This window comes from Agarivorans aestuarii (genome assembly GCF_019670125.1).
Taxonomy (GTDB): Bacteria; Pseudomonadota; Gammaproteobacteria; order Enterobacterales; family Celerinatantimonadaceae; genus Agarivorans; species Agarivorans aestuarii.
The window spans coordinates 4,543,327-4,563,125 of sequence record NZ_AP023033.1 but is presented as its reverse complement, the minus strand read 5'-3'; the positions used below and the strand labels follow the sequence as shown (position 1 = coordinate 4,563,125).

The following is a 19,799-nucleotide window of genomic DNA, read 5'->3' as shown; positions in this document are numbered from 1 at the left end:
CCATGAGCTCTAAAAACCTTAAAGTTGTGGCGGTGGGTGCGGGCTACTTTAGCCAGTTTCATTATGAGGCTTGGCAGCGGGTAGTTGGTGCTGAGGTGGTGGGAAATTGCAATCGCCACATAGAGGCCGCAAATGAGATTGGCAAACGTTATGGCATTGCTCAGCAAAGTAACAACTTAGCGCAGCTTATTGAGCAAACTCAGCCAGATATTGTAGACATTATCACTCCGCCACATACTCACCTCCAACAGCTAGAAATTGTTTGTGAAGCTGGCGTTGATGCGATTATTCAAAAGCCTTTTGGTGAGTCTTTGGCGCAAGCGAAACAGCTCACCGCTATGGCGGAACAAGCCGGTATCAAGTTAATTGTGCACGAGAATTTTAGGTTTATGCCATGGTATCGAAAAATTAAACAGTTGCTTGATGACAAAGTGCTTGGGCGGCTACTCAATGTGCAATTTAATCTGCGCCCCGGCGATGGCCAAGGGCCGGAAGCTTACTTAGAGCGCCAACCTTACTTTCAGCAAATGGAAAAGTTTTTAGTGCACGAAACGGCGATTCACTTAGTAGATACTTTTCGTTACTTGTTTGGTGAAGTGGAAAACGTTTATGCCAGTTTGCGTAAGTGTAATCCGGTTATTGCAGGCGAAGACGCTGGCCTGATTGTGTTTGGTTTAGCAGGCCAGCTACAAGCAGTGTTTGATGGCAATCGCTTACTTGACCATAAGGCTGACAATAAGCGCACCACTATGGGAGAAATGCTGATCGAAGGTGGCCAAGCTAGCCTGCGTTTAGATGGTGATGCCAATATTTTTCTGCGCAACTTTGGCGACAATAACGAGCAACAAATTGATTACTCATGGCAAGCGAAAAATTTTGGTGGAGATTGTGTTTATCAGCTTATTGAGCATGTGGTGGCGCACTATCAGGACGGAGCCGAGCTAGAGAATCTCGCTCAGCAGTATTTGCGAAATATCGAAATTGAGAATGCAATTTATCAGTCTCATCAACAACAAAAGCGAGTGAGTATTTAATGTCGCAAATTAACCTATTTAACCAGCCCTTAGTTAAGCTGGGCCAGCAGCTAACTCGGCCAGAATGCGTATTAACCAATGTTTTTGGCGATGTATTTGTCTCGGATTTTAGAGGCGGAGTAAGTCGTATCGCAGCAAATGGTGAGCAAAGTTATTGGGGAGGAGCGCACCCAGAATTTGGCCCTTTGCAAACCAATGGCTTTGCCATGCTAGCCGACGGCAGCTTTCTTATTGCGCATTTAGGGGCCGAACAAGGCGGAGTATTTAAACTCACTAGAGACAATGCAATTTATGATTGGCTGCTGGAGGTGGATGGCGTGGCGCTGCCTCCCACTAATTTTGTTTATCTAGACCATCAAGGACGCATTTGGATTACCGTGAGCACTCGCACTCAACCTAGAGCCGATGCTTATCGTAAAAGCTGCGATGACGGTTTTATTGTGCTGGTAGATGAGCAAGGTGCTCGCATTGTTGCCGACGGTTTGGGCTACACCAATGAGCTTTGGGTAAACCCCGAAGGGACAGAGCTATATGTAAATGCAACCTTCTCTCGCGAGCTGATTAAGTATCAAATCGTAGATGACCAGCTGCTCCAAGCACAAGTCATTACCCAGTTCTCTGCCGCGACCTTTCCTGATGGATTAACCATGGATATTAGTGGCAACTTGTGGGTAACCAGCATTGTGAGTAATCGGGTGATTCGAGTTAGTCCAAATGGTGAGCAGCAAATATGGTTAGAAGACTCCGACGATGAGCACCTAAGGTGGGTTGAACAAGCCTTTCAGGATGATGTTATGGGAAGGCCGCATTTAGATGGCAACCCGGCTAAGCTGCTTCGTAATATTTCATCTCTCGCGTTTGCCAAGGATGGCATTCTTTTAGGATGTTTATTGGGCAACAGCATCACTAAAATTAAAACAGATATTATAGGGATTAAACCTGCACATTGGCGTTTTAAGTAGGGCGTAACAAGCGCTCGGGTAAAAGGAAGTTCGCGGTACTTCAACCTTACAACTTTGGCTTCCGCGTGGTGTCGATAAGTGCGATTAGTGCTTAGCTCCTTGAGGGAAACAAGCCATTTACGCAAATGATGTAGTTAAGTGCTAAGTACGGCTGCATGTTGTTAACGGCTAAGTTACTCCCTTTATTCTGTTGACTAATTTCGATAGCACTCGCTCCCATGTCGGCATTGGCTGCGCTATTGGAATAGGAAATTGAGGATGCACTCGCATCGTTAGCCCAAATGGCGCCCACTGGAGTTTGGGCATTACCTGGGCCATTAAGGCATTTAGCTTTAACGGTAACTTGGTGGTTATGGCTAGGCATTTGGCTTTCATTAAGAATGTGACTTTCTGCTCCACCATGCTGACCTAGTGGATACTGAGGCAAGCTTTGTCCTTGGCCAGCACTAATAGGCGTGCGCCCTCTTAAGTCGGGTAATGCAAAGCTGGTTCTTCCATCACCGCCATAAATTGTTCCTATAATTGCAAACAAAGCTTGATTGCTTGAAATCGCCAAAATTTGACCATGACAAAATTCCCAATCTCGTGGTGCGTAATTTCCCGCAAAAATAATAACCTGGCCTATATAAGCTTCCATAATAAATGTTCTCCTGAGTGTTTGCTTGCACCTACCCACTACTTAAAATACGCGCAGGTGTAGCTGAGGTATTAACTACCTCTGCCTGTGTTAATTGGGTTTAAGACTGCGCTTGGCGGTATCGTTTAAGGCCTAATAGTGCTGCAACAAATAACAATATGCTGCTAGGCTCCGGAACCGGGTTTGGTGGTTGGCTGCTATCTTCGGTATTAATCACTAAGTTTGAATAAATTAAGCCATAACGATTGTTGTCTGACTCGGTGACTTCTGCAGTTAGTGCATTGGTTGATAAGCCAGTACCGCCAATATCTAAATCGGCAGTAAACAAGCCATCACTGAGATCGGCAAAAAAGCTCGCGTCTAAATCAAAGCTATATACGTCATATTGCAGGTCGAGTGAACCTCCTCCGGCCTCAAAGCGATTATCAAGTTCGCTGGTTAAATCATTACCATCTAGAGAAAAAGCATCAAGCTGGCTACCTGACGAGGCTGAGTCAATATCCCATATGCCAAAGCTAAAGGTGGCGCTCACGATTGTGTCGGCAATGGCTGCGTAATTAAATGACCAGCTGGTATTGGCTGGGTTCGTGAGTATCTCGTGCCCGATAATGGCGTTGAAGGGCGCAGCTTGGCCACTTTGTGTTGGGAAAATGCTTGTAGCAAAGGCATATATGCCTTCATCTACTAAGCCTGAGCTGCCGTTGCCAAGGGTAATATCAATCACTCCTGCATTAGCTATTGGGCTAAGCAAAGACAGCGATACGACCGAGCGTGTAATTAATCTGTTAATAGAGTGGGGTTTCATTTTAACAATCCTTATCAATGCCACCATTATTGGCAACATTATCAAGTTGCATAAAATGTTCCATATCACTAAGTCTTTGTTGTATAGAAGCTAACCATTTCAAGCCTGTTTGAGTTGTAAATTTTACTGACAAAATTATTTGCTATTCAAAGAGGGGGAATATTTCCGGTTTAGGCAGTAAACTTAGTTAAATAGTCGGTTTTACTGTGCTATTACCATAGTTAAGAATGCTTGCAGCAAGGAATGCTAAATGATTGACCAAGAACTCGCCCAACTTGAATCGGTATACCAAACCATTGTCGACTTTTTAGTGAGATACAGCTTCCAACTAGTGGGTGCAATTATCATTGTGCTACTGGGTTTATGGTTTGCCGGCAAAGTCGCTAAGTGGTTATTTAATACCCTAGAGCACAAAGGTTTAGACATCACCCTCGCCAACTTCATTGCCAATGTGGTGAAAGTGCTGTTAATTAGCATTACGGTGATCATTGCCTTAGGCAAACTGGGTATTAGCATTACCCCCTTTGTGGCCGCTTTAGGTGCTATTTCTCTAGGTGCTGGCTTGGCGATTCAGGGCACTTTGTCTAATTATGGCGCGGGCTTAGCAATTATTCTCACGCGACCGTTTGTGCTTAAAAACACCATCACCGTAAAGGGCTACACCGGCATTGTTGAAGAAATTAATTTAGCCACCACGGTGCTAATTAATGAAGATAACGAGCGGGTGACCATTCCCAATCGCCACATCGTGGGCGAAATACTTAAGAACACCGAGCAAAATAGTTTGGTTGAAGGCGAGGTAGCGGTAGCTTATGGCAGCAATCCAGAGCAAGTTATTAGCCTAATCGAAGAGACCTTGGCGGCTATTGCCGAGGTTCAGCAAGCCCCTGCTACCAAGGTAGGTATTGATGCCTTTGCCGATAGCGGCATTAATATTAGTTATCGCTTTTGGGTGCCAACACCGTTATTTCATCAAACTAAGTTTGCCGCCAATCTGGCGGTGTTTAATGCCTTGCAACAAGCGGGTGTGCAAATACCTTTTCCACAACGCGAAGTGCGTATGCTATCGGGTGACTAATCTGCTAAGTGATTTAGTGCAAAGGATAAAATACAGTAAATAGCCTAGAAGAACTTACTAACTTAGTTCTCATTAATCTCGTATGGCTCTATGATTAATTTTTGACAAGATGTTGACTATACAGCCAGCATCAAAAAATCAGGGATGATCAATGAACATGCGAGAAGTGATATGGATGTTAAGTAAAAGTAAGCTTTGGGCTTTGTTGATTGGGGGGCTAGCTAGTGCCTCAATTAGCGCCTCCCCACAGTTACACTGGCAATCAAATAGCCAAGATTATTGGCAATTGTCTCGTTATCAAGATTTGCAATTTCAGCTGAGTTACTTGCCCTACTTTTCTAGAGTGAAAATGCAAACAGGACCGTTGATTATTAACGGAAACAACGGTGGCTTGTTAAATATTGACCAAGCCCTTCCTGCAAATTTAAACATCAATTATCAGGTGTGTGGTGAGCAAGTTGAAACCGACAGTATTCGTCAAGCTGTTGTGTGTACCGTTAATGATGGTGGGCGTGGCAATGTTAACCCTGAGCGTGTCGGTGCATCCACTCAAGGCCGTGATCTGTTGGCTATTCGCATGGGCAATCCTAATGGTACTCGAGTAATGGTGATTACCCAGCAACATGGCAATGAGCCGGCGGGTACCGAAGCAGCCCTGAGCATTGTTCGTTGGTTAAGCATCGGTTTTGGCCGCAAAACTAAAACCATTTTAGCTAACTTAGATCTGCTGGTTTTATTGCGTGCCAACCCTGATGGCGGCGAACCGGATCCAGATAATTGCAGTTTGAATCCTATTCCGGGAACGGTGATCGATAATGACTGTGCGCTCATTCGCCAAAATGTTGATCCCATGGCAGGCGGCGCCTTTGCCGAGAATTCAGAAGCAGACTTTGTGGGCATTGTCGGCCGAGGTTACGATTTAAACCGCTATCATCATGTGACTTTAGATAAACCCATTCGCCCGTTAGAAAGCCAAGCCATGGTTGCCGCAGCCTTAGCCTTTCAGCCCGAGGTTGTTCTAGATTTACACGGCGACTTACAAAAAACTGACTGCCAATTAGATTTTACCTCCATCAAACCAGCCCAAGTATTGGGGCAGTTACCCACCGTTAACTGCTTACATGGCCAAACCGCCCATAACTTTAGATTGTTAAGCCCCTTTGCCGATGCACTTCCGGGCTCACCGCAACAGTTTTTAGCGCAAAGCTTGGCGGTGAAAGTGATGAAAAAAATCGACCGGGTATTTGTAGGTTCAACCGGGCGCTTTTCTCAGGTGCAACTTGGTGCCGGAAATATTAGCAGCGGCGCGACAGCAAATTATCAACACATTGGAGCGGCGGCAGGAGGTTGGGAGACAGTAAATTTTGTACAAGATTTACGTGCCGACGTTACAGCTGTGCATCTTGGTCAGCCACAAATTGGCGTTAATCCAGGCCTACCGGACCCAAGCTTTCTGAGCAAACAAATTTGGATAAATCGAGTGGCCTTATTTGAAGCGCTCGCCACTTTAGCCAACTACAGCGACAATGCGCCAGACGATGGCAACGGCTTTTGTGATTACCCCTTAGCACAAGGCTTACAAGCAAGCTTACCGGTAGAATATTGGGGGCCACAAGCCACCAATGGCGCCGTGTTAATACCCATAGAGCCCAGCATTGGCGTACCTTTGTATATTAGCGGAAACTGCCCAGATAATCCTTTGTAAGCGGTTGGCGATTAATTTGCCGCAACTACCTTATTGCGGCCACTTTCTTTGGCTTGATATAGCGCTTCGTCGGCACGTTTTATCCATTGATCTAAGAAGCCAGAGTTGATTTCGGCTACGCCAAATGAGCTGGTTATGCGGGTTTCCTCACTTAGTATGGTGTTTTCGATACTTTTACGCAGGTGCTCTGCCAGGGCGCAAGCGCCTTTCAAGCGAGTGTGGGCGCATACTACTAAAAATTCTTCGCCGCCCCAGCGGGCCAAGTAGTCGCCCTCGCGGATTTGTTGACGCACCAAGTTTGCTAAGTTAACCAGCACTTTGTCGCCTTCGTCGTGGCCGTATTGGTCATTGATTTTTTTGAAGTGGTCTATGTCGAACAGAACGATACTGGCTGGCATGCCAATTTCAGCGTATTCGATAATGATATCGCCAAAAATACTGCTCAAACCGGCCCGATTAAAGCAGCTGGTTAGCGGATCGGTTTTGGCCATAAACTCGTAGTTATCGCGCTCAATGCTTAAGTAGCTGTTTATTTTGTTTAGTTCTAGCGCGTGTTTGTTTGATTGCTGGTGCTGCTCTTTTACCCCACGAGTTACGCTAAAAAAGGCGTAAGTAATACTGACTAACCAAATCCCCAATAAGGCCAAATATAAATCTTTGGCTTGCAACCATTTGCCAGAAAATTGGACTGAATGGAGTGATAACTCGATGTTTTTATCCTTAGTATTGTCACCAGTGAGCAAGCTAATGTAGGTGATCCTAGCATCTTGCTGCGAGTGCTGATTTTCACCCTGAGCAAACTGCCACCAAGAGGGTTGATATAAGCTATCTACATCAATGCTGTAACTGGCGCGCCCTTGCTTGGGCAAAATGCTTTGTTGGTGTAGGTGTAAATGTTTTGCATTGTGTTGAGTAAACACCTGTAGCCAAATGGAATCTGGTGCGGTGCTTTGAAAAGATAGATTTAGTTGGATGTTTTCAAAGTTGGCCAGAGTTATACCCTCTTGATTATTTTCCACTAACTTTAATTGCAAAGCACAGGCATCAGATTGCTGGCTATCGGAGATATTGCAAAACAGCGTGGCTTTGTTTTGTTGGCGCAATAACAAGCCTTTGCCAGCACGACCATCGGCGAGCTGAGTAGAAAGAGAAATGGGGGATTCTTCGTTTAGTGAGTAATTAAGGTGTCGCTCCATGCCTAGGTACTGCCAAAGCACCAATCCCAAAGAGATCAGAAATAGTACTGGGTAATAAATGTCGCGTTGTTGCTGATTCATAGTGTGCTTTAGCGTGGACAGAACAAAAACTTTACCTTGGTATTATTCACTAAATCCATGCTTTATAAAGGGTTGTACTACGCATTTATGAGATTATCTCTAAGGGCTAGCCTTACCAGCAGCACAGATTTGGCGTTTAGTTATTTAATGGCTCACAGCGCGACTTAAAAATCTGGTTGGTATTTTGCTGGCTGCGCGCTATGCGGTTCGCTCTAAGACACTCTTGGGCGCTAACTGGGTATTGGCTGTCCCAGGCTTGCATTAATTTGCGCTGACTACTGCTCATGTTAAATCGCTTATACGTCGCATCCATGTACAAATAACTGCGTGCTATAGGGCCTCGTGCTGCTTCTGGAGGCTGTACTTTGCGCTTCTCTATACGCATGTCGCAAGTTCCAAAGCTGGAAGTCTGGGTGCTTAGCATGGTGAAGTTGTAGTTAGAGCGCGCCGCATTTACCGCACCAATAGCTGGGTAAAGGTTATACATGTCGGCTTGCATTAAGCGGTATTCAGCATTGGTTTTCTCTGCGCAGCGCCTACCTTTGTATGTTTTTCCTTTGCTATTCACACATTGTGGATGGCCTTCACGCCATTCTACAAAGCTACGGCCAAAGTTTTCTGCAGGTACTACATGCTCTGTTTCGTAACGTCTTAGTCGATTGAGATACTTACCAGTGGCAAAGCCGGATGGAAGTGTGACGTTCTTTTTCTCGTCAAATTTAGCCTCGCAATACAGTGTTTTACGGGTACTTGGCTCCGCGTATACCTGTTGCAGTAATAAACGCTTGGCGGTGGTAAACGATTCAATGTTTTGATTGCCGGCGGCAGTTGCCAGCATAGGCAAAACCAAAACAAGCAATAAGGCACAGCGACCAAGGCTAGGGAGGGCTGTTTTTAAGTACATCTTAATCTTATAAATAACCGTAAAAAACAGCCCAAAATTTAGCATGCGGCTAGGATGTACAGCTAACTATCAATAATTGTGTTCAGCTTTGTTTGATTACTGAAGATTTATTGATAAAAAAAGTAAAAAACTTACTTGGCTTTGAAAGCGTTTTCTATCAAGCACCGCCTAGCTTGGGCGTATTTAGCTGATTTTCTGGCTTTTTTGCAAAGTTTCAAAGGGCGCGTTAGGTCACAAAAAACTCACTCTGGCTGAACTATCTTTGTGCCGTTTTGCCCTTGTTAGGGCAGCTAATCTGCCAGAGCCCATTAAGTAGTAGGAAGACTTACTGGCAGCAAACCAAACACAACAAGGATATGTTGTAGATGATTATATTCAGCGGGTGGACAAAGCATTCAGCAGTAGTGGCTGGATCGCTTCTCCTAACGGCGTGTTATAACGTTGGTGGAGAAGTTGAGGGCTTAAACGGCAAGTTAAGCCTGCAGTTAAACGAGAAAAAACCATTGGCCATCACTCAAGATGGTCCTTTTGTATTTAAAACTAAATTACCAGCGGAGCAAGCCTTTACCGTTGCGGTTGTTGACGAGCCGATGACACAATCTTGTGCGGTTACCCCCGAACAAGACGTGATGGCCGAACAAGACTACATGCAGCTGGTTGTTACCTGTGTCGACAAGCCTTGGGAGCCGCATTTCCCACCGGTGGCTAATCCAAATATTGATTTAACGCCGCCAACCGAGTTAGTACTTGCTGGCCCAAATCAGCTGCGTTTGAACTATATTGACCCGGCAGCGGCCACTCGTGAAGATGCTGCTGCGGATTACGCCTCGTGGTCGCTTCATTTATGGAACAACGCTGCTTGTGATGCGATTGCTGAGTCGGCACTAAATGCCGAATGGGCCGATCAATCTCTGGTACCAGCAGGTTATGATCAATATGGTCCATATTGGGAAGTGGATTTAAATAAAGAGTCTGGCTGTGCCAACGTGATTATTCGTGATGGCAGCCTTTCTAAGTTAATTGATGCCGATCTAGCTATTTCTTTTGACCAGTTCACCGATCGCAGCGTGAGCGTTATTCAAGGTAATAGCCAAGTATTTGATAGCCGCGAAGAGGCTTGGAATACTAACCCTCCTGGTTTGGGCATTATTAATGCCTCGGCCCACTTGGTTGATGCAAATACCTTGGTGTGGGCAGATGCCATTGCTGCAGATTATGTACGTTTGTACTCCTCTGCCGATGGTAGCTTTACGGTAAACAGTGATGGCACCGTAGACGGTGCTTACCAAATGGTGATGTTAGAGCCGGGTCAAGTGAGTGATGAAGCACAAGCCGCCTTCCCTCACCTAGACTTTAGCTCTGCTTATCAACTACCAGATGATGCAGACCTAAAGAGCTTGCTGAAAGGCGAAGTGGTAGCCATGGCGCTTACCGCCGAAGGTTATGTGTATAAAACTACCGAGGTGCAGTTTGCTGGCGCGTTAGATAGCTTATATGCCGCGGCCAATGATGATGCTGTTCAGCTAGGCGTAAGCCCTAGTCAAAAAGGTTATCAATTCCAACTTTGGGCACCAACGGCTCAATCGGTAACTCTGCAAACTTACAACAAACGTAAAAAAGCCAAGCGTGCTTACTCAATGGAGTGGCAAGCAGACTTAGGTACTTGGTTGGTTGATACGCGAGTTAAACACGGCCAATATTATCGCTACGTGGTAGAGGTTTATCACCCAGCTTCTGGTGAAGTAGAAACGCTAGAGGTAACCGACCCCTACTCGCTAAGTTTGGCGACTAACTCTCTGTATTCGCAAGTTGTTGATTTAGAGCACCGTAAAACCAAGCCAGCCGGTTGGGATTCTCACGTAGTGCCCGAGCTGCCGATGACTAACATGAGCATTTACGAAGCCCACGTACGTGACTTTAGTGCTCATGATGTTTCTACCAGTGAAGAGAACCGCGGTAAGTACCTAGCCTTTACTGAGCTAGATTCTGCGCCAATGCAGCACCTTGCCGAGTTAAAACAAGCTGGCCTTACTCACCTACACTTGTTGCCTGCTTTTGACATTGCCACCGTTGAAGAAGACGAGAAGCGCCGTGTTGAAATTAGCGACACTGTAGGAAAGTTATGTAGTATTCAGCCAGACAATGCCTTGTGTGGCGTTGAATCTAATGGTGCGGTAATTGCCGACTTATTAGAAGCCTGTGACCCTAGCACCCAATGTGCCGACGACATTGTTGACTCATTACGCTGGTTAGACGGCTTTAACTGGGGTTACGACCCATTTCACTTTGGTGCACCTGAAGGCAGCTATGCCAGTAACCCAGATGGTTTTGCGCGAATTAAAGAATTCCGCGCCATGGTGCAGTCGGTGCACGAAATGGGTTTACGAGTAGCCATGGACGTAGTGTATAACCACACTAATGCCTCTGGCCTAAACGATAAATCGGTGCTGGATAAAGTGGTTCCTGGTTATTACCAGCGTCGCAATGCCATTACTGGTGCGGTAGAAACCTCTACCTGTTGTGACAATACTGCCACCGAACACGCCATGATGGCCAAGTTGATGAAAGACACTTTGGTGATTTGGACGCGTGATTACGGCATCGATGCCTTCCGCTTTGACCTCATGGGTCATCAGCCTTTAGCGGCCATGGAAGAATCGTTAGCGGCGGTTAAAGCGGCAGATCCAGACAACTACTTCTACGGTGAAGGTTGGAATTTTGGTGAAGTACAAAACGATGCTCGTTTTGTTCAAGCAACCCAGCTTAACTTAGCTGGAACCGGCATTGGTTCATTCTCCGATCGGATGCGCGACGTAGTTCGTGGCGGCAGCCCATTTGATAGCGCCGAAGCGATTCGCGGTTCTCAAGGTTTGGCCAATGGTTTATTCCATGATCCCAATGAGCTAAATGCCAGCGATGATGCCACCAAGCTAGTATTGCTGCAGCATACCGACATTGCACGGGTAGAGCTGGCTGGCTTGTTGTCTAGCTTTAAACTCATAGATGCGAATGACCAAGTGGTATTAGGCAGCGAGGTTGACTACAACGGTCAGCCTACCGGTTACACAGCTTCACCTTTAGAGGCTGTGTCTTACGTGTCTAAGCACGACAACCAAACACTGTGGGACATTAACCAGTACAAATTGCCAAGCGGTATGAGCCCTAGCGATCGCGTGCGTGCGCAAAGCTTTGCTTTGAGCTTCCCGCTATTAGGCCAAGGCGTACCATTTATTCACATGGGCTCAGATGTTCTTCGTTCTAAATCTATGGAGCGAGACAGCTACGACTCGGGTGATTGGTACAACAAGGTAGATTTCACTGCTCAAGACAATAACTGGAATGTGGGGCTTCCACGCTACGGCAAAGATGGTCTTGATGGTAACTACCCACTAATTGGCCAGATTATCGCTGACCCAAGCACCGATGTAGCAGCTGGAGATATTGCCCAAGCTAAAGCGGTGTTTAATGAGTACCTAGCACTACGTAACGCCACACCATTAATTGGTTTGGGTAGCGCAGAGGCGATTAATACTCGTGTGGATTACCACAACATGGGTAGCGCTCAAACGCCGGGTCTAATTCTTATGTCGGTGAACGATGGCGCAGGGCTTGAAGATCTTGACCCTAACTACGACGCTATCTTAATTGCCTTTAACGCGGGAGCTGATCTTGTTGGTTTTGATACTGGCATTGCCGGTTTAGAGTTACACCCTAGCCAGGTTCAGTCTGTTGATTCTGTACTCGCCTCGGCAAGTGTTAACGGCACTGCGATTAACCTACCTGCCTACAGCACCGTAGTATTTGTTCTGCCGCAAGGTAATGAGCAAGGTGTGGGTATTCCGGTTACTGATAAGTACGACCCAGCCCAACCTACCTTTGGTGACACCGTAGTGTACCTGCGTGGTGGCATGAATGGCTGGTCTACCGACAACCCTCTAGAGTACGTCTACGACGGTGAATACCGCGCTTTGGTTGATTTGGTGGCAGGCAGCTACGAGTTCAAATTTGCCGATGCAGATTGGGGCGGGCAAGGGGTTAACTACGGTGGCTTTAGTGCTGTGGTTGCTCAAGGTTCGTTGCCAATCGTTACCGGTGCTGACAACCTAAGTGTGAACATTGCAGAAGATGGCCAATACTTGATCAGCTTTGCCGTAGACAAGGCTGATCCAAGCATCGCAACGGTAAGCATTACTTCCCAAGTTGAAGAAGCACCCTATGGCGATACAGCGGTATTACTGCGCGGTGACATGAATGGTTGGGGTGAGAACTTACCATTTAGCTACATTGGCGGTGGTATTTACAGCCAAACCCTTAATCTTGCTGCGGGTGATTATGGCTTTAAGTTAGCCAGTGCCGATTGGAGTACGGTTAACTTGGGCGGTGGTTTAGCTTTAGTGGCTGGTGGCGAAAGCGTAGCCCTGCAGCCGGGTAGCAACGACAACCTAAGTTTAAGCGTAGCTGCATCATCAGATTATACCTTTACGCTTAACGCGTCTGATATTGCAGCACCTAGTCTATCGGTAAGTTTTGCAGATGTTGGCGCAGTGTGTAGCGAGCGAGCTACCGTGGAGGAAGACGGTCCACTTGCTGAAGCCTTAGCCATTCGTGGTGAAAACTCAGATTGGGCTTGGGACGCGGCCTACGCCTTTAGTCATAAAGGTAATGGTCTTTATCAGGCGGTTGCTGACTTTAGCGGCACCTTCATGTTCAAGCTGGCCACCGACGATTGGGGCACCCAGTATTTTGTGGTGGAAGACGACAGCTTGATTGAGCTTGAAACCGATGTTGAGTACCTAGCAGTAAGTGGTGACGCAGGCTTAAGCAATAACAGCATTACCCTTAGTGAAGGTCGCTACGCCTTTAACTTAGACGTATCGGGTGACCAAGCCACTTTAAATGTGTGTGAAATTGGCACGGTTAAAACCGAGATCCCAGAGCCAGTAGTGGCCGATGGAAAAGCGGTAATTAGCTTTGTTGATGCCGAATCGCCAGTGGCTGACCCTGCCACTAAATACGCTAGTTGGTCACTGTACATTTGGAATGATGCCAGCTGTAGTGCAGCCGATCCAAGCATGACACTAGACTGGGCCGATCAAAGCATCGCACCCGCGGGTGTTGATGAATACGGCCCTTACTGGGAAGTAGACCTAGCCACGCTAGACGGTTGTTTCAACTACATCATTCGTGATGGCGGGTTAAACAAGGTGGTAGAGGCTGATTTACAACTCAACCTCACTAACTACCCTGAGCGTGCTGTTGCGGTTATTGCCGATGGTCGCGAATATGCTACTCGCCAACTAGCGTTCCAAGGTTATAGCGAAGAGCCAGAGTATGACTATCTTGCCTTCCAATGTGCTGCCGAAGACCAAGCTAAGTTCAACGACTTGCGCATTTACCAAGTAATGACCGAAGCCTTTATCGACGGTGACAGTAATGCAGATTACGGCACTGGTTATGGCAGCAGCCATCATAAAGGTGACTTGCAAGGCATTATCGATTCGTTAGATTACATTCAATCACTGGGTATGAATGCCGTTTGGCTTACGCCTGTGTTTGAGACAGTAGCGGTTGACGGCCAAGAGCACTGGATAGATCGCTTAGATGCAACAGGTTACTTTGCTACTAACTACTTCAATATCGACCCTAATTTTGGTGATATGCAGTTAGCTAAAACCTTGGTTGATGAAGCTCACGCCCGCGGCATGTATGTATTCTTCGATGGTGTATTTGGTCACTTTAAATCAAATGCCCAAGACTACGCATCGCCAAACGGCCTAGCAGTTACCGAAACAGGGCCAGCACAAGGTAGCCTTGGCCGTCGATCTGAGTATCCAGAAGATTTGGCCTTCTTTAAAGAAGTCGCCAAGTTCTGGATCGAAGAGCTAAAAATTGACGGTTGGCGTTTAGACCAAGCCTATCAAGTACCGGTAGGTGCGTGGGGCGAGATCCGCCAAGCAGTGGCTGAAGCTTCGCAAGGCGTAAGCTACCAGATGAATGGCGAAACCGTTAACCCACTGGGTTACATGGTTGCAGAAATCTGGTCAGGCGAAGACCAAATTGCCGAAACAGGCTACGGAACCAATGAGCAACACGGTTTATGTAGCGCCTTCGACTTCCCTGGTCGTTACCGCGTAGTGCAAAACTTTGCTGCTCAAGAAGACGGCTTCTTCTTTACAGATGCCTCTACACTTGCAGGTATATTTGACACCCATGCAGTATACCCAGAGCACGCCATCCCTAACTTAATGATTACCAACCACGATGTAGTTCGCTTTGGCGATTTACTGCAACGTGCAGGTATCGCCGAGCCTAGTGATGCCGAGTACTGGCAACGTCACAAAGCCGCTTACGCCTTCTTAGCTGCGTACACTGGCCCTATTACCTTGTATTACGGTGATGAGATTGGTGATGAAGTGGCTAACTTTGCAGAACGGTTAGATTGTGCCAGTGACGGCGGCGTTGGAGCAATTGCAGGTTTGTGTGATGACCACGTATCTCGTTCTAGCGGTAAAGTGGAAGGATTAGCCAGCGAGCAAGGCGGTGAAGCTTTCACCGCTAATGCCCAACAAGCTGAGCTTCGCGACTATATCGCCGAACTTATGCAGCTTCGCGCAAGTTATCCTGCGCTTAGCCAAGGTGAACGCCTGAGTGTGTTGAGCGTTGGCGAACTATACGCCGATGTGAAGAGCCATGGTGAACAGCAAGTTCTCTATATTGCTAACATGACCGCGACAACTCAATTGGCAGTATTGCCACCTGAGTACATGGGATTGGGTAATCACAATACTTTCCAAGATCTGCAAAGCAATGAGCAATACGCATTTGCTGCTGGAATTGTTGAGATAGAGCTAGCGCCATTTGAAGCGAAGTTCCTATTAGTGGGTGGCGAAGAGCCTGCTCAGCCTTACAGCGAAACCGTATACCTACGCGGCGATTTGAATGGCTGGGATACTAGCCTCGCCTTTGAATTTAAAGGTGCAGATACCTACGATGTTAGCGTGACCTTCCCTGCTGGAACTACTGAGTTCAAGTTAGCTGATGCTAATTGGGCAAACCTCAATTTTGGTGCGGGCGTAGATGGCGCTGAGTTGGAGGCTGCAAGCTTTAAAACACTTGTTTCTGGCGGTGGTAACCTAAGTATTACACTTGGAGAAGCCACTCCATTAGTGTTTATTTTACAAGCCGATGACCCTGCTAATCCGGTACTGATTGTAGAAGCTGATCTAGCTTATGCTCCTTACCAATATACGCCGGTTTACCTGCGTGGTGATATGAATGGCTGGGCCGCAGGCCCAGATAGCCAAATGCTTTATCACGGCAGCGGTAAATACGAGATTACTGTGCAGTTAGACGCGCAAACTTACTTGTTCAAGTTAGCCGATCCTGATTGGACTAGCATCAATCTTGGTGGCGGTACCGAGACTCTGGTAAACCCAGAGTTACCGCTGCAACTGTTCGACGGTGGAGCAAACTTAAGCTTTACCCCAGCAGCGGCAGGTAGCTATGACTTTGTGTTAGATGCCTCTGACCCTGCGGCAATAAGCCTAACAGTGCGTTAGTACTTAGCGTGTAAAAACTAAAAAGCCGCTTTTAAAGCGGCTTTTTTATTTGCAATAACGGCAGTGGTATCAGCGTCTGTGTTTAACCGTATATAAGCACTAAACATCGCATTTCTGGTTTCTAGAGAGCCGAATTTTACTCGGCGTCTTTATCTAGCTCTTGCTCTGCGTTAGCGATGATATCGTCAAGGTTTGACGATTCTTCCACATCTGGCCTTTCTGGGCGATTGGCAGGTTTTGCCATAATCTCTAAGTAAAACGATGGCAATTGCTGCTGCTCGGCTTTATCCATGCAAGCATTAATTTGTGAAACGTGGATCTCTTCAGCTTCTTCTTGGGTAGGACCGTACTTACAGTCAAAGGCCCAAAAATCGGCTCCGGCAGGCAAGGTTTTGTTCTTCTCGCGGCGAATATATTTTTTAGCATCATACTTAGCGGCTTCAACAATGCGCGCCAATTTAAGCTTGGGGTGAGTAAGCGGATAAGTCTTTTTCATAATAATCCTAGAAAACTGCCGAAAGTAGCAAAGGGAGGCACACTGTAATGATTCTAGGCTATAGAGCAAGGTTTAATCGAGATTGTTTGCAAAAGCTCAGCATAGCCGAGGTTGAAAGCAACAAAGCCTCTTTGAGTAAGAGGCTTTGAGGCTATGACTATAATTAGTTTATTCGAGGTTTTGGATCTGTTCTCTCATTTGCTCGATTAGCACTTTAAGCTCTACAGCTGCTTGAGTAATCTCGGCGTTAATCGATTTAGACGCTAGGGTGTTTGCTTCGCGGTTAAACTCTTGCATCATAAAATCGAGGCGTCGGCCGCAGGCGCCGCCTTTTTTAAGGATTTTTTGCGTTTCGCTTACGTGTGAATCTAGGCGATCTAACTCTTCAGCCACATCAATTTTCTGCGCTACCATAATCATTTCTTGCTCGATGCGCTGTGGGTCTAGCTCGTCAATCACATCGGCTAGGCGGGTTTTTAAGCGCTCGCGTTGCCATTGCATAACGGCTGGCATTTGCTCACGTACAAAGGCCACTTGCTCGGTAATTTTATCAAGGCGGGTGGTAATCATTACCGCGGTATTTGCCCCTTCGCTGGCACGGCTTTCGATAAACGCCGTTAGCGCTTCTTGCCAGCCTGCGAGTAGCTCTTTGCTAATGGCGTCGGCGTCTTGCTCGGGAGTTTCCATTACGCCAGGCCAGCGCAGTATGTCTACTGGGTTAATTTGCCCGCCCGCTTGCTGCTGTACCCATTCGGCATTTTGAATAAGTTGCTCGGCTAAGGCTTTATTTAACTGCAGTTCGCCGCGGCTGGCTTGGTCGGCCTCAAAACGTAGGTTGCATTCAACTTTACCGCGCTGTAGGGCCTTGCGGATTTTGTCACGCAGCACAGGCTCTAGGGAGCGAAACTGTTCTGGCATGCGCCAGTAAGTTTCTAGGTAACGTTGGTTTACGCTGCGAATTTCCCATGTTGCACTGCCCCAATCGCCTTTAAGTTGGTGGCGTGCGTAGCCTGTCATGCTGTGGATCATAGTTGAATGCCCTTAATAAATTTGCTCGATTATAGCGGCTATTGGGCGCTTAGTCAGTCTAGGCGTGACCAAGTGCGATAAAAGCCTATATAATAGCCGCGAATTTTAAATTACAGGGTTATTACCATGCGTCCGAACGGAAGAGCTGTTGAACAAATGCGTCCAATTACTATTACTCGAAACTACACGGCGCACGCCGAGGGTTCTGTTTTGGTCGAGTTTGGCGATACTAAAGTGCTATGTAATGCCTCGGTAGACGATGGTGTGCCACGTTTCTTAAAAGGTAAAGGCCAAGGTTGGATTACCGCAGAATATGGCATGTTGCCGCGCTCTACCCATAGCCGCATGGGCCGTGAAGCTGCTCGTGGTAAGCAAAGTGGTCGTACTCAAGAAATCCAACGTTTAATTGGTCGCTCACTACGTGCTGCAGTTGATTTAGAAGCGCTTGGCGAATACACCATTGTAGTGGATTGTGATGTTATTCAAGCCGATGGCGGCACGCGTACTGCGGCTATTACTGGTGCTTGCGTAGCCTTGCAAGATGCCATTTGGTGGATGATGGAGCAGAAGAAACTAAAAGTTAGCCCTCTTAAGCAGCTTATTGCTGCAGTATCGGTAGGTGTGGTTGATGGCAAAGTAGTGTGTGACCTTGAATACACCGAAGACAGCGTAGCCGAAACCGATATGAACGTTGTTATGTGTGAAGACGGCAACATGATTGAAGTGCAAGGCACTGCAGAGGGTGCACCGTTTAGCCACGAAGAATTATTAGAAATGCTGGCCTTTGCTAAAGAGGGTATTAGCCAAATTAATGCTGCCCAGCGCGAAGCCCTAGCTAAGTAATTGAGAGAGAAAAATGAAAGCTTATCAACGAGAGTTTATTGAATTTGCTTTAGCCAAAGGCGTATTAAAGTTTGGCGAATTTACCTTAAAGTCTGGCCGAACTAGCCCGTACTTCTTTAATGCGGGTTTGTTTAACACAGGCCGAGATTTAAACCGTTTAGGCAAGTTTTACGCTGCGGCGCTACAAGACTCAAATATTGATTATGACTTGGTATTTGGCCCAGCGTATAAAGGTATTCCTATTGCTACCACTACTGTGGTTGCTTTAGATGAGCACCATGGTAAAGATGTGCCTTACTGCTTTAATCGAAAAGAAGCTAAAACTCATGGCGAAGGTGGCAGCTTGGTTGGTTCTGAGTTGGCTGGCAAAGTAATGTTGGTGGACGACGTAATTACTGCTGGAACTGCGATTCGTGAATCTATGGACATTATTAATGCTCATAACGCTGAGTTAGTCGGCGTGCTTATTGCCTTAGATCGTCAAGAGAAAGGTAAAGGCGAGCTGTCGGCAATTCAAGAAGTTGAACGCGATTACAGTGCTACGGTTATTTCGATTGTTAAGTTGGCTGATTTAATCACTTACTTAGAAGAACAAGGCGATAATCAAACTGCACTAGAGGCAGTGAGCGCTTATCGCGAGCAATACGGTATTGCTTAGCATTTATAATATCTAAACCTAAGGCGGCTTTGTTAAGTCGCTTTTTTTGCACCTAAAATACGTTAATTATCATTAGTGTATTGATGGTTTTATTTTTAAAAGATAGAGTAGCGTGGCTTGGGGCTTAATACCCCATTAATTCGGATATTTGCATGTAATTCAGAGAACTAAGGAAGTCTCATGTCTGTTGAACTAAATGCCACCAAAACTCAAATCTCTATCCTCGTGTCAAACGCCTTAACCGCCATTAAAAACCGCAACACCGACGCTCAGTGGGAGCAAAAAGTGAAAGCGGTTGCCGATAAATTAGCGCATTTAAGTAAAACCATTAAAACCTCTAAAAGTAATGTGCAGCACTTTGGTAAGGCTCAACAAAAACAGGCTGCGCCGCAGCATCGTTTTAGCGCTAAGCAATCAACCAATAGCAAATTGGCTAATATGAATGGCTTAGAAGAGGCTGTGAACAGCGCGATGAAGAAGATTGCAAAACAGCTTAAGGATGAGTCGGTTAAATCTCCGTTTAAAGACAAAAAAGCTTATGAGTTGATGGATATGTTAGCCGGTGAGGTTAGCTCTTATGAACAGCTGTTAAGCTCTTTAGAAAGTTTAGCTAAAAGCACGTCTACTACTGCTAATTCCAGCAATACCATGGTGATTCAAAACAATACCACCTTGCTTAAAGCGCAGGGGGTAAGCGGGCCTAGCGTTCTTATGCTGGTGGCATTATCGCTACGTGTTGTTGCGATGATGATAGCCACCAAACAAAACTAGCCACTGATTTATTGGCTGCTTAAAGGCTGTTTAGTCTCTGC

Annotated in this window: 14 protein-coding genes; 8 read left to right on the top strand and 6 right to left on the bottom strand. The window is 46.5% G+C overall.

What is annotated here, in order from left to right:
* Window positions 1-2 precede the first annotated feature (2 nt).
* Both K5609_RS21090 and K5609_RS21085 read left to right on the top strand, forming a co-directional pair.
* A complete protein-coding gene (locus tag K5609_RS21090) occupies window positions 3-1,034 on the top strand; it encodes a Gfo/Idh/MocA family protein (protein WP_221075346.1) in 1,032 nt (343 codons plus the stop codon).
* Complete coding sequence (locus tag K5609_RS21085; protein WP_221075345.1) at window positions 1,034-1,996, top strand: SMP-30/gluconolactonase/LRE family protein; 963 nt, start codon at window positions 1,034-1,036, stop codon at window positions 1,994-1,996. The genes K5609_RS21090 and K5609_RS21085 overlap by 1 nt, the downstream gene beginning before the upstream one ends.
* A 91-nt stretch (window positions 1,997-2,087) precedes the next feature.
* Here the strand turns inward: K5609_RS21085 and K5609_RS21080 are convergent, their stop codons facing one another.
* Window positions 2,088-2,633, bottom strand: a complete 546-nt coding sequence (locus tag K5609_RS21080) for a phage tail protein (protein ID WP_221075344.1) — start codon at window positions 2,631-2,633, stop codon at window positions 2,088-2,090.
* Window positions 2,634-2,733: 100 nt separating this feature from the next.
* Window positions 2,734-3,438 (bottom strand): PEP-CTERM sorting domain-containing protein, encoded by a 705-nt coding sequence (locus tag K5609_RS21075; RefSeq protein ID WP_221075343.1) that lies wholly within the window; start codon window positions 3,436-3,438, stop codon window positions 2,734-2,736.
* 250 nt (window positions 3,439-3,688) lie between these two features.
* Between K5609_RS21075 and K5609_RS21070 the strand changes: the two genes are divergently transcribed.
* Window positions 3,689-4,516 carry a mechanosensitive ion channel family protein gene (locus K5609_RS21070; protein WP_221075342.1) on the top strand — a complete coding sequence of 276 codons (828 nt, stop codon included), beginning with the start codon at window positions 3,689-3,691 and terminating at the stop codon, window positions 4,514-4,516.
* Window positions 4,517-4,667: 151 nt separating this feature from the next.
* Window positions 4,668-6,221: a M14 family zinc carboxypeptidase gene (locus K5609_RS21065; protein WP_221075341.1), complete on the top strand. Its 1,554-nt coding sequence runs from the start codon at window positions 4,668-4,670 to the stop codon at window positions 6,219-6,221.
* Window positions 6,222-6,232: 11 nt separating this feature from the next.
* On the opposite strand, the gene K5609_RS21060 is transcribed toward K5609_RS21065, so the two are convergent.
* Window positions 6,233-7,498 (bottom strand): GGDEF domain-containing protein, encoded by a 1,266-nt coding sequence (locus K5609_RS21060; RefSeq protein ID WP_221075340.1) that lies wholly within the window; start codon window positions 7,496-7,498, stop codon window positions 6,233-6,235.
* Between the two features lie 136 nt (window positions 7,499-7,634).
* Complete coding sequence (locus tag K5609_RS21055) at window positions 7,635-8,402, bottom strand: endonuclease (protein ID WP_221075339.1); 768 nt, start codon at window positions 8,400-8,402, stop codon at window positions 7,635-7,637.
* A gap of 365 nt (window positions 8,403-8,767) precedes the next feature.
* On the opposite strand from K5609_RS21055, the gene pulA reads away from it, so the two are divergent.
* A complete protein-coding gene (gene pulA / locus K5609_RS21050) occupies window positions 8,768-15,961 on the top strand; it encodes a pullulanase-type alpha-1,6-glucosidase (protein ID WP_221075338.1) in 7,194 nt (2,397 codons plus the stop codon).
* Between the two features lie 136 nt (window positions 15,962-16,097).
* On the opposite strand, the gene K5609_RS21045 is transcribed toward pulA, so the two are convergent.
* Both K5609_RS21045 and K5609_RS21040 read right to left on the bottom strand, forming a co-directional pair.
* Complete coding sequence (locus tag K5609_RS21045) at window positions 16,098-16,457, bottom strand: DUF6172 family protein (RefSeq protein WP_221075337.1); 360 nt, start codon at window positions 16,455-16,457, stop codon at window positions 16,098-16,100.
* A gap of 168 nt (window positions 16,458-16,625) precedes the next feature.
* Window positions 16,626-17,486, bottom strand: coding sequence for a YicC/YloC family endoribonuclease (locus K5609_RS21040; RefSeq protein ID WP_221075336.1), 861 nt, complete (start codon window positions 17,484-17,486; stop codon window positions 16,626-16,628).
* A gap of 126 nt (window positions 17,487-17,612) precedes the next feature.
* On the opposite strand from K5609_RS21040, the gene rph reads away from it, so the two are divergent.
* From rph to K5609_RS21025, 3 genes are all read left to right on the top strand, one after another.
* Window positions 17,613-18,329: a ribonuclease PH gene (gene rph, locus K5609_RS21035; RefSeq protein ID WP_220719797.1), complete on the top strand. Its 717-nt coding sequence runs from the start codon at window positions 17,613-17,615 to the stop codon at window positions 18,327-18,329.
* A 13-nt stretch (window positions 18,330-18,342) separates the two neighbouring features.
* Entirely contained in the window at window positions 18,343-18,987 is a 645-nt protein-coding gene (gene pyrE / locus K5609_RS21030; RefSeq protein ID WP_221075335.1) for an orotate phosphoribosyltransferase, read from the top strand.
* A gap of 180 nt (window positions 18,988-19,167) precedes the next feature.
* Window positions 19,168-19,758: a hypothetical protein gene (locus K5609_RS21025; protein WP_221075334.1), complete on the top strand. Its 591-nt coding sequence runs from the start codon at window positions 19,168-19,170 to the stop codon at window positions 19,756-19,758.
* Window positions 19,759-19,799 lie beyond the last annotated feature (41 nt).

Bases quoted from the DNA above. Each gene is read 5' to 3' on its own strand.
- K5609_RS21090 (WP_221075346.1), top strand. From the start codon at position 3: ATGAGCTCTAAAAACCTTAAAGTTGTGGCGGTGGGTGCGGGCTACTTT.
- K5609_RS21075 (WP_221075343.1), bottom strand. From the start codon at position 3,438: ATGAAACCCCACTCTATTAACAGATTAATTACACGCTCGGTCGTATCG.
- K5609_RS21040 (WP_221075336.1), bottom strand. From the start codon at position 17,486: ATGATCCACAGCATGACAGGCTACGCACGCCACCAACTTAAAGGCGAT.
- K5609_RS21055 (WP_221075339.1), bottom strand. From the start codon at position 8,402: ATGTACTTAAAAACAGCCCTCCCTAGCCTTGGTCGCTGTGCCTTATTG.
- K5609_RS21045 (WP_221075337.1), bottom strand. From the start codon at position 16,457: ATGAAAAAGACTTATCCGCTTACTCACCCCAAGCTTAAATTGGCGCGC.
- K5609_RS21060 (WP_221075340.1), bottom strand. From the start codon at position 7,498: ATGAATCAGCAACAACGCGACATTTATTACCCAGTACTATTTCTGATC.
- K5609_RS21070 (WP_221075342.1), top strand. From the start codon at position 3,689: ATGATTGACCAAGAACTCGCCCAACTTGAATCGGTATACCAAACCATT.
- K5609_RS21080 (WP_221075344.1), bottom strand. From the start codon at position 2,633: ATGGAAGCTTATATAGGCCAGGTTATTATTTTTGCGGGAAATTACGCA.
- K5609_RS21065 (WP_221075341.1), top strand. From the start codon at position 4,668: ATGAACATGCGAGAAGTGATATGGATGTTAAGTAAAAGTAAGCTTTGG.
- K5609_RS21085 (WP_221075345.1), top strand. From the start codon at position 1,034: ATGTCGCAAATTAACCTATTTAACCAGCCCTTAGTTAAGCTGGGCCAG.
- K5609_RS21025 (WP_221075334.1), top strand. From the start codon at position 19,168: ATGTCTGTTGAACTAAATGCCACCAAAACTCAAATCTCTATCCTCGTG.
- pulA (WP_221075338.1), top strand. From the start codon at position 8,768: ATGATTATATTCAGCGGGTGGACAAAGCATTCAGCAGTAGTGGCTGGA.
- pyrE (WP_221075335.1), top strand. From the start codon at position 18,343: ATGAAAGCTTATCAACGAGAGTTTATTGAATTTGCTTTAGCCAAAGGC.
- rph (WP_220719797.1), top strand. From the start codon at position 17,613: ATGCGTCCGAACGGAAGAGCTGTTGAACAAATGCGTCCAATTACTATT.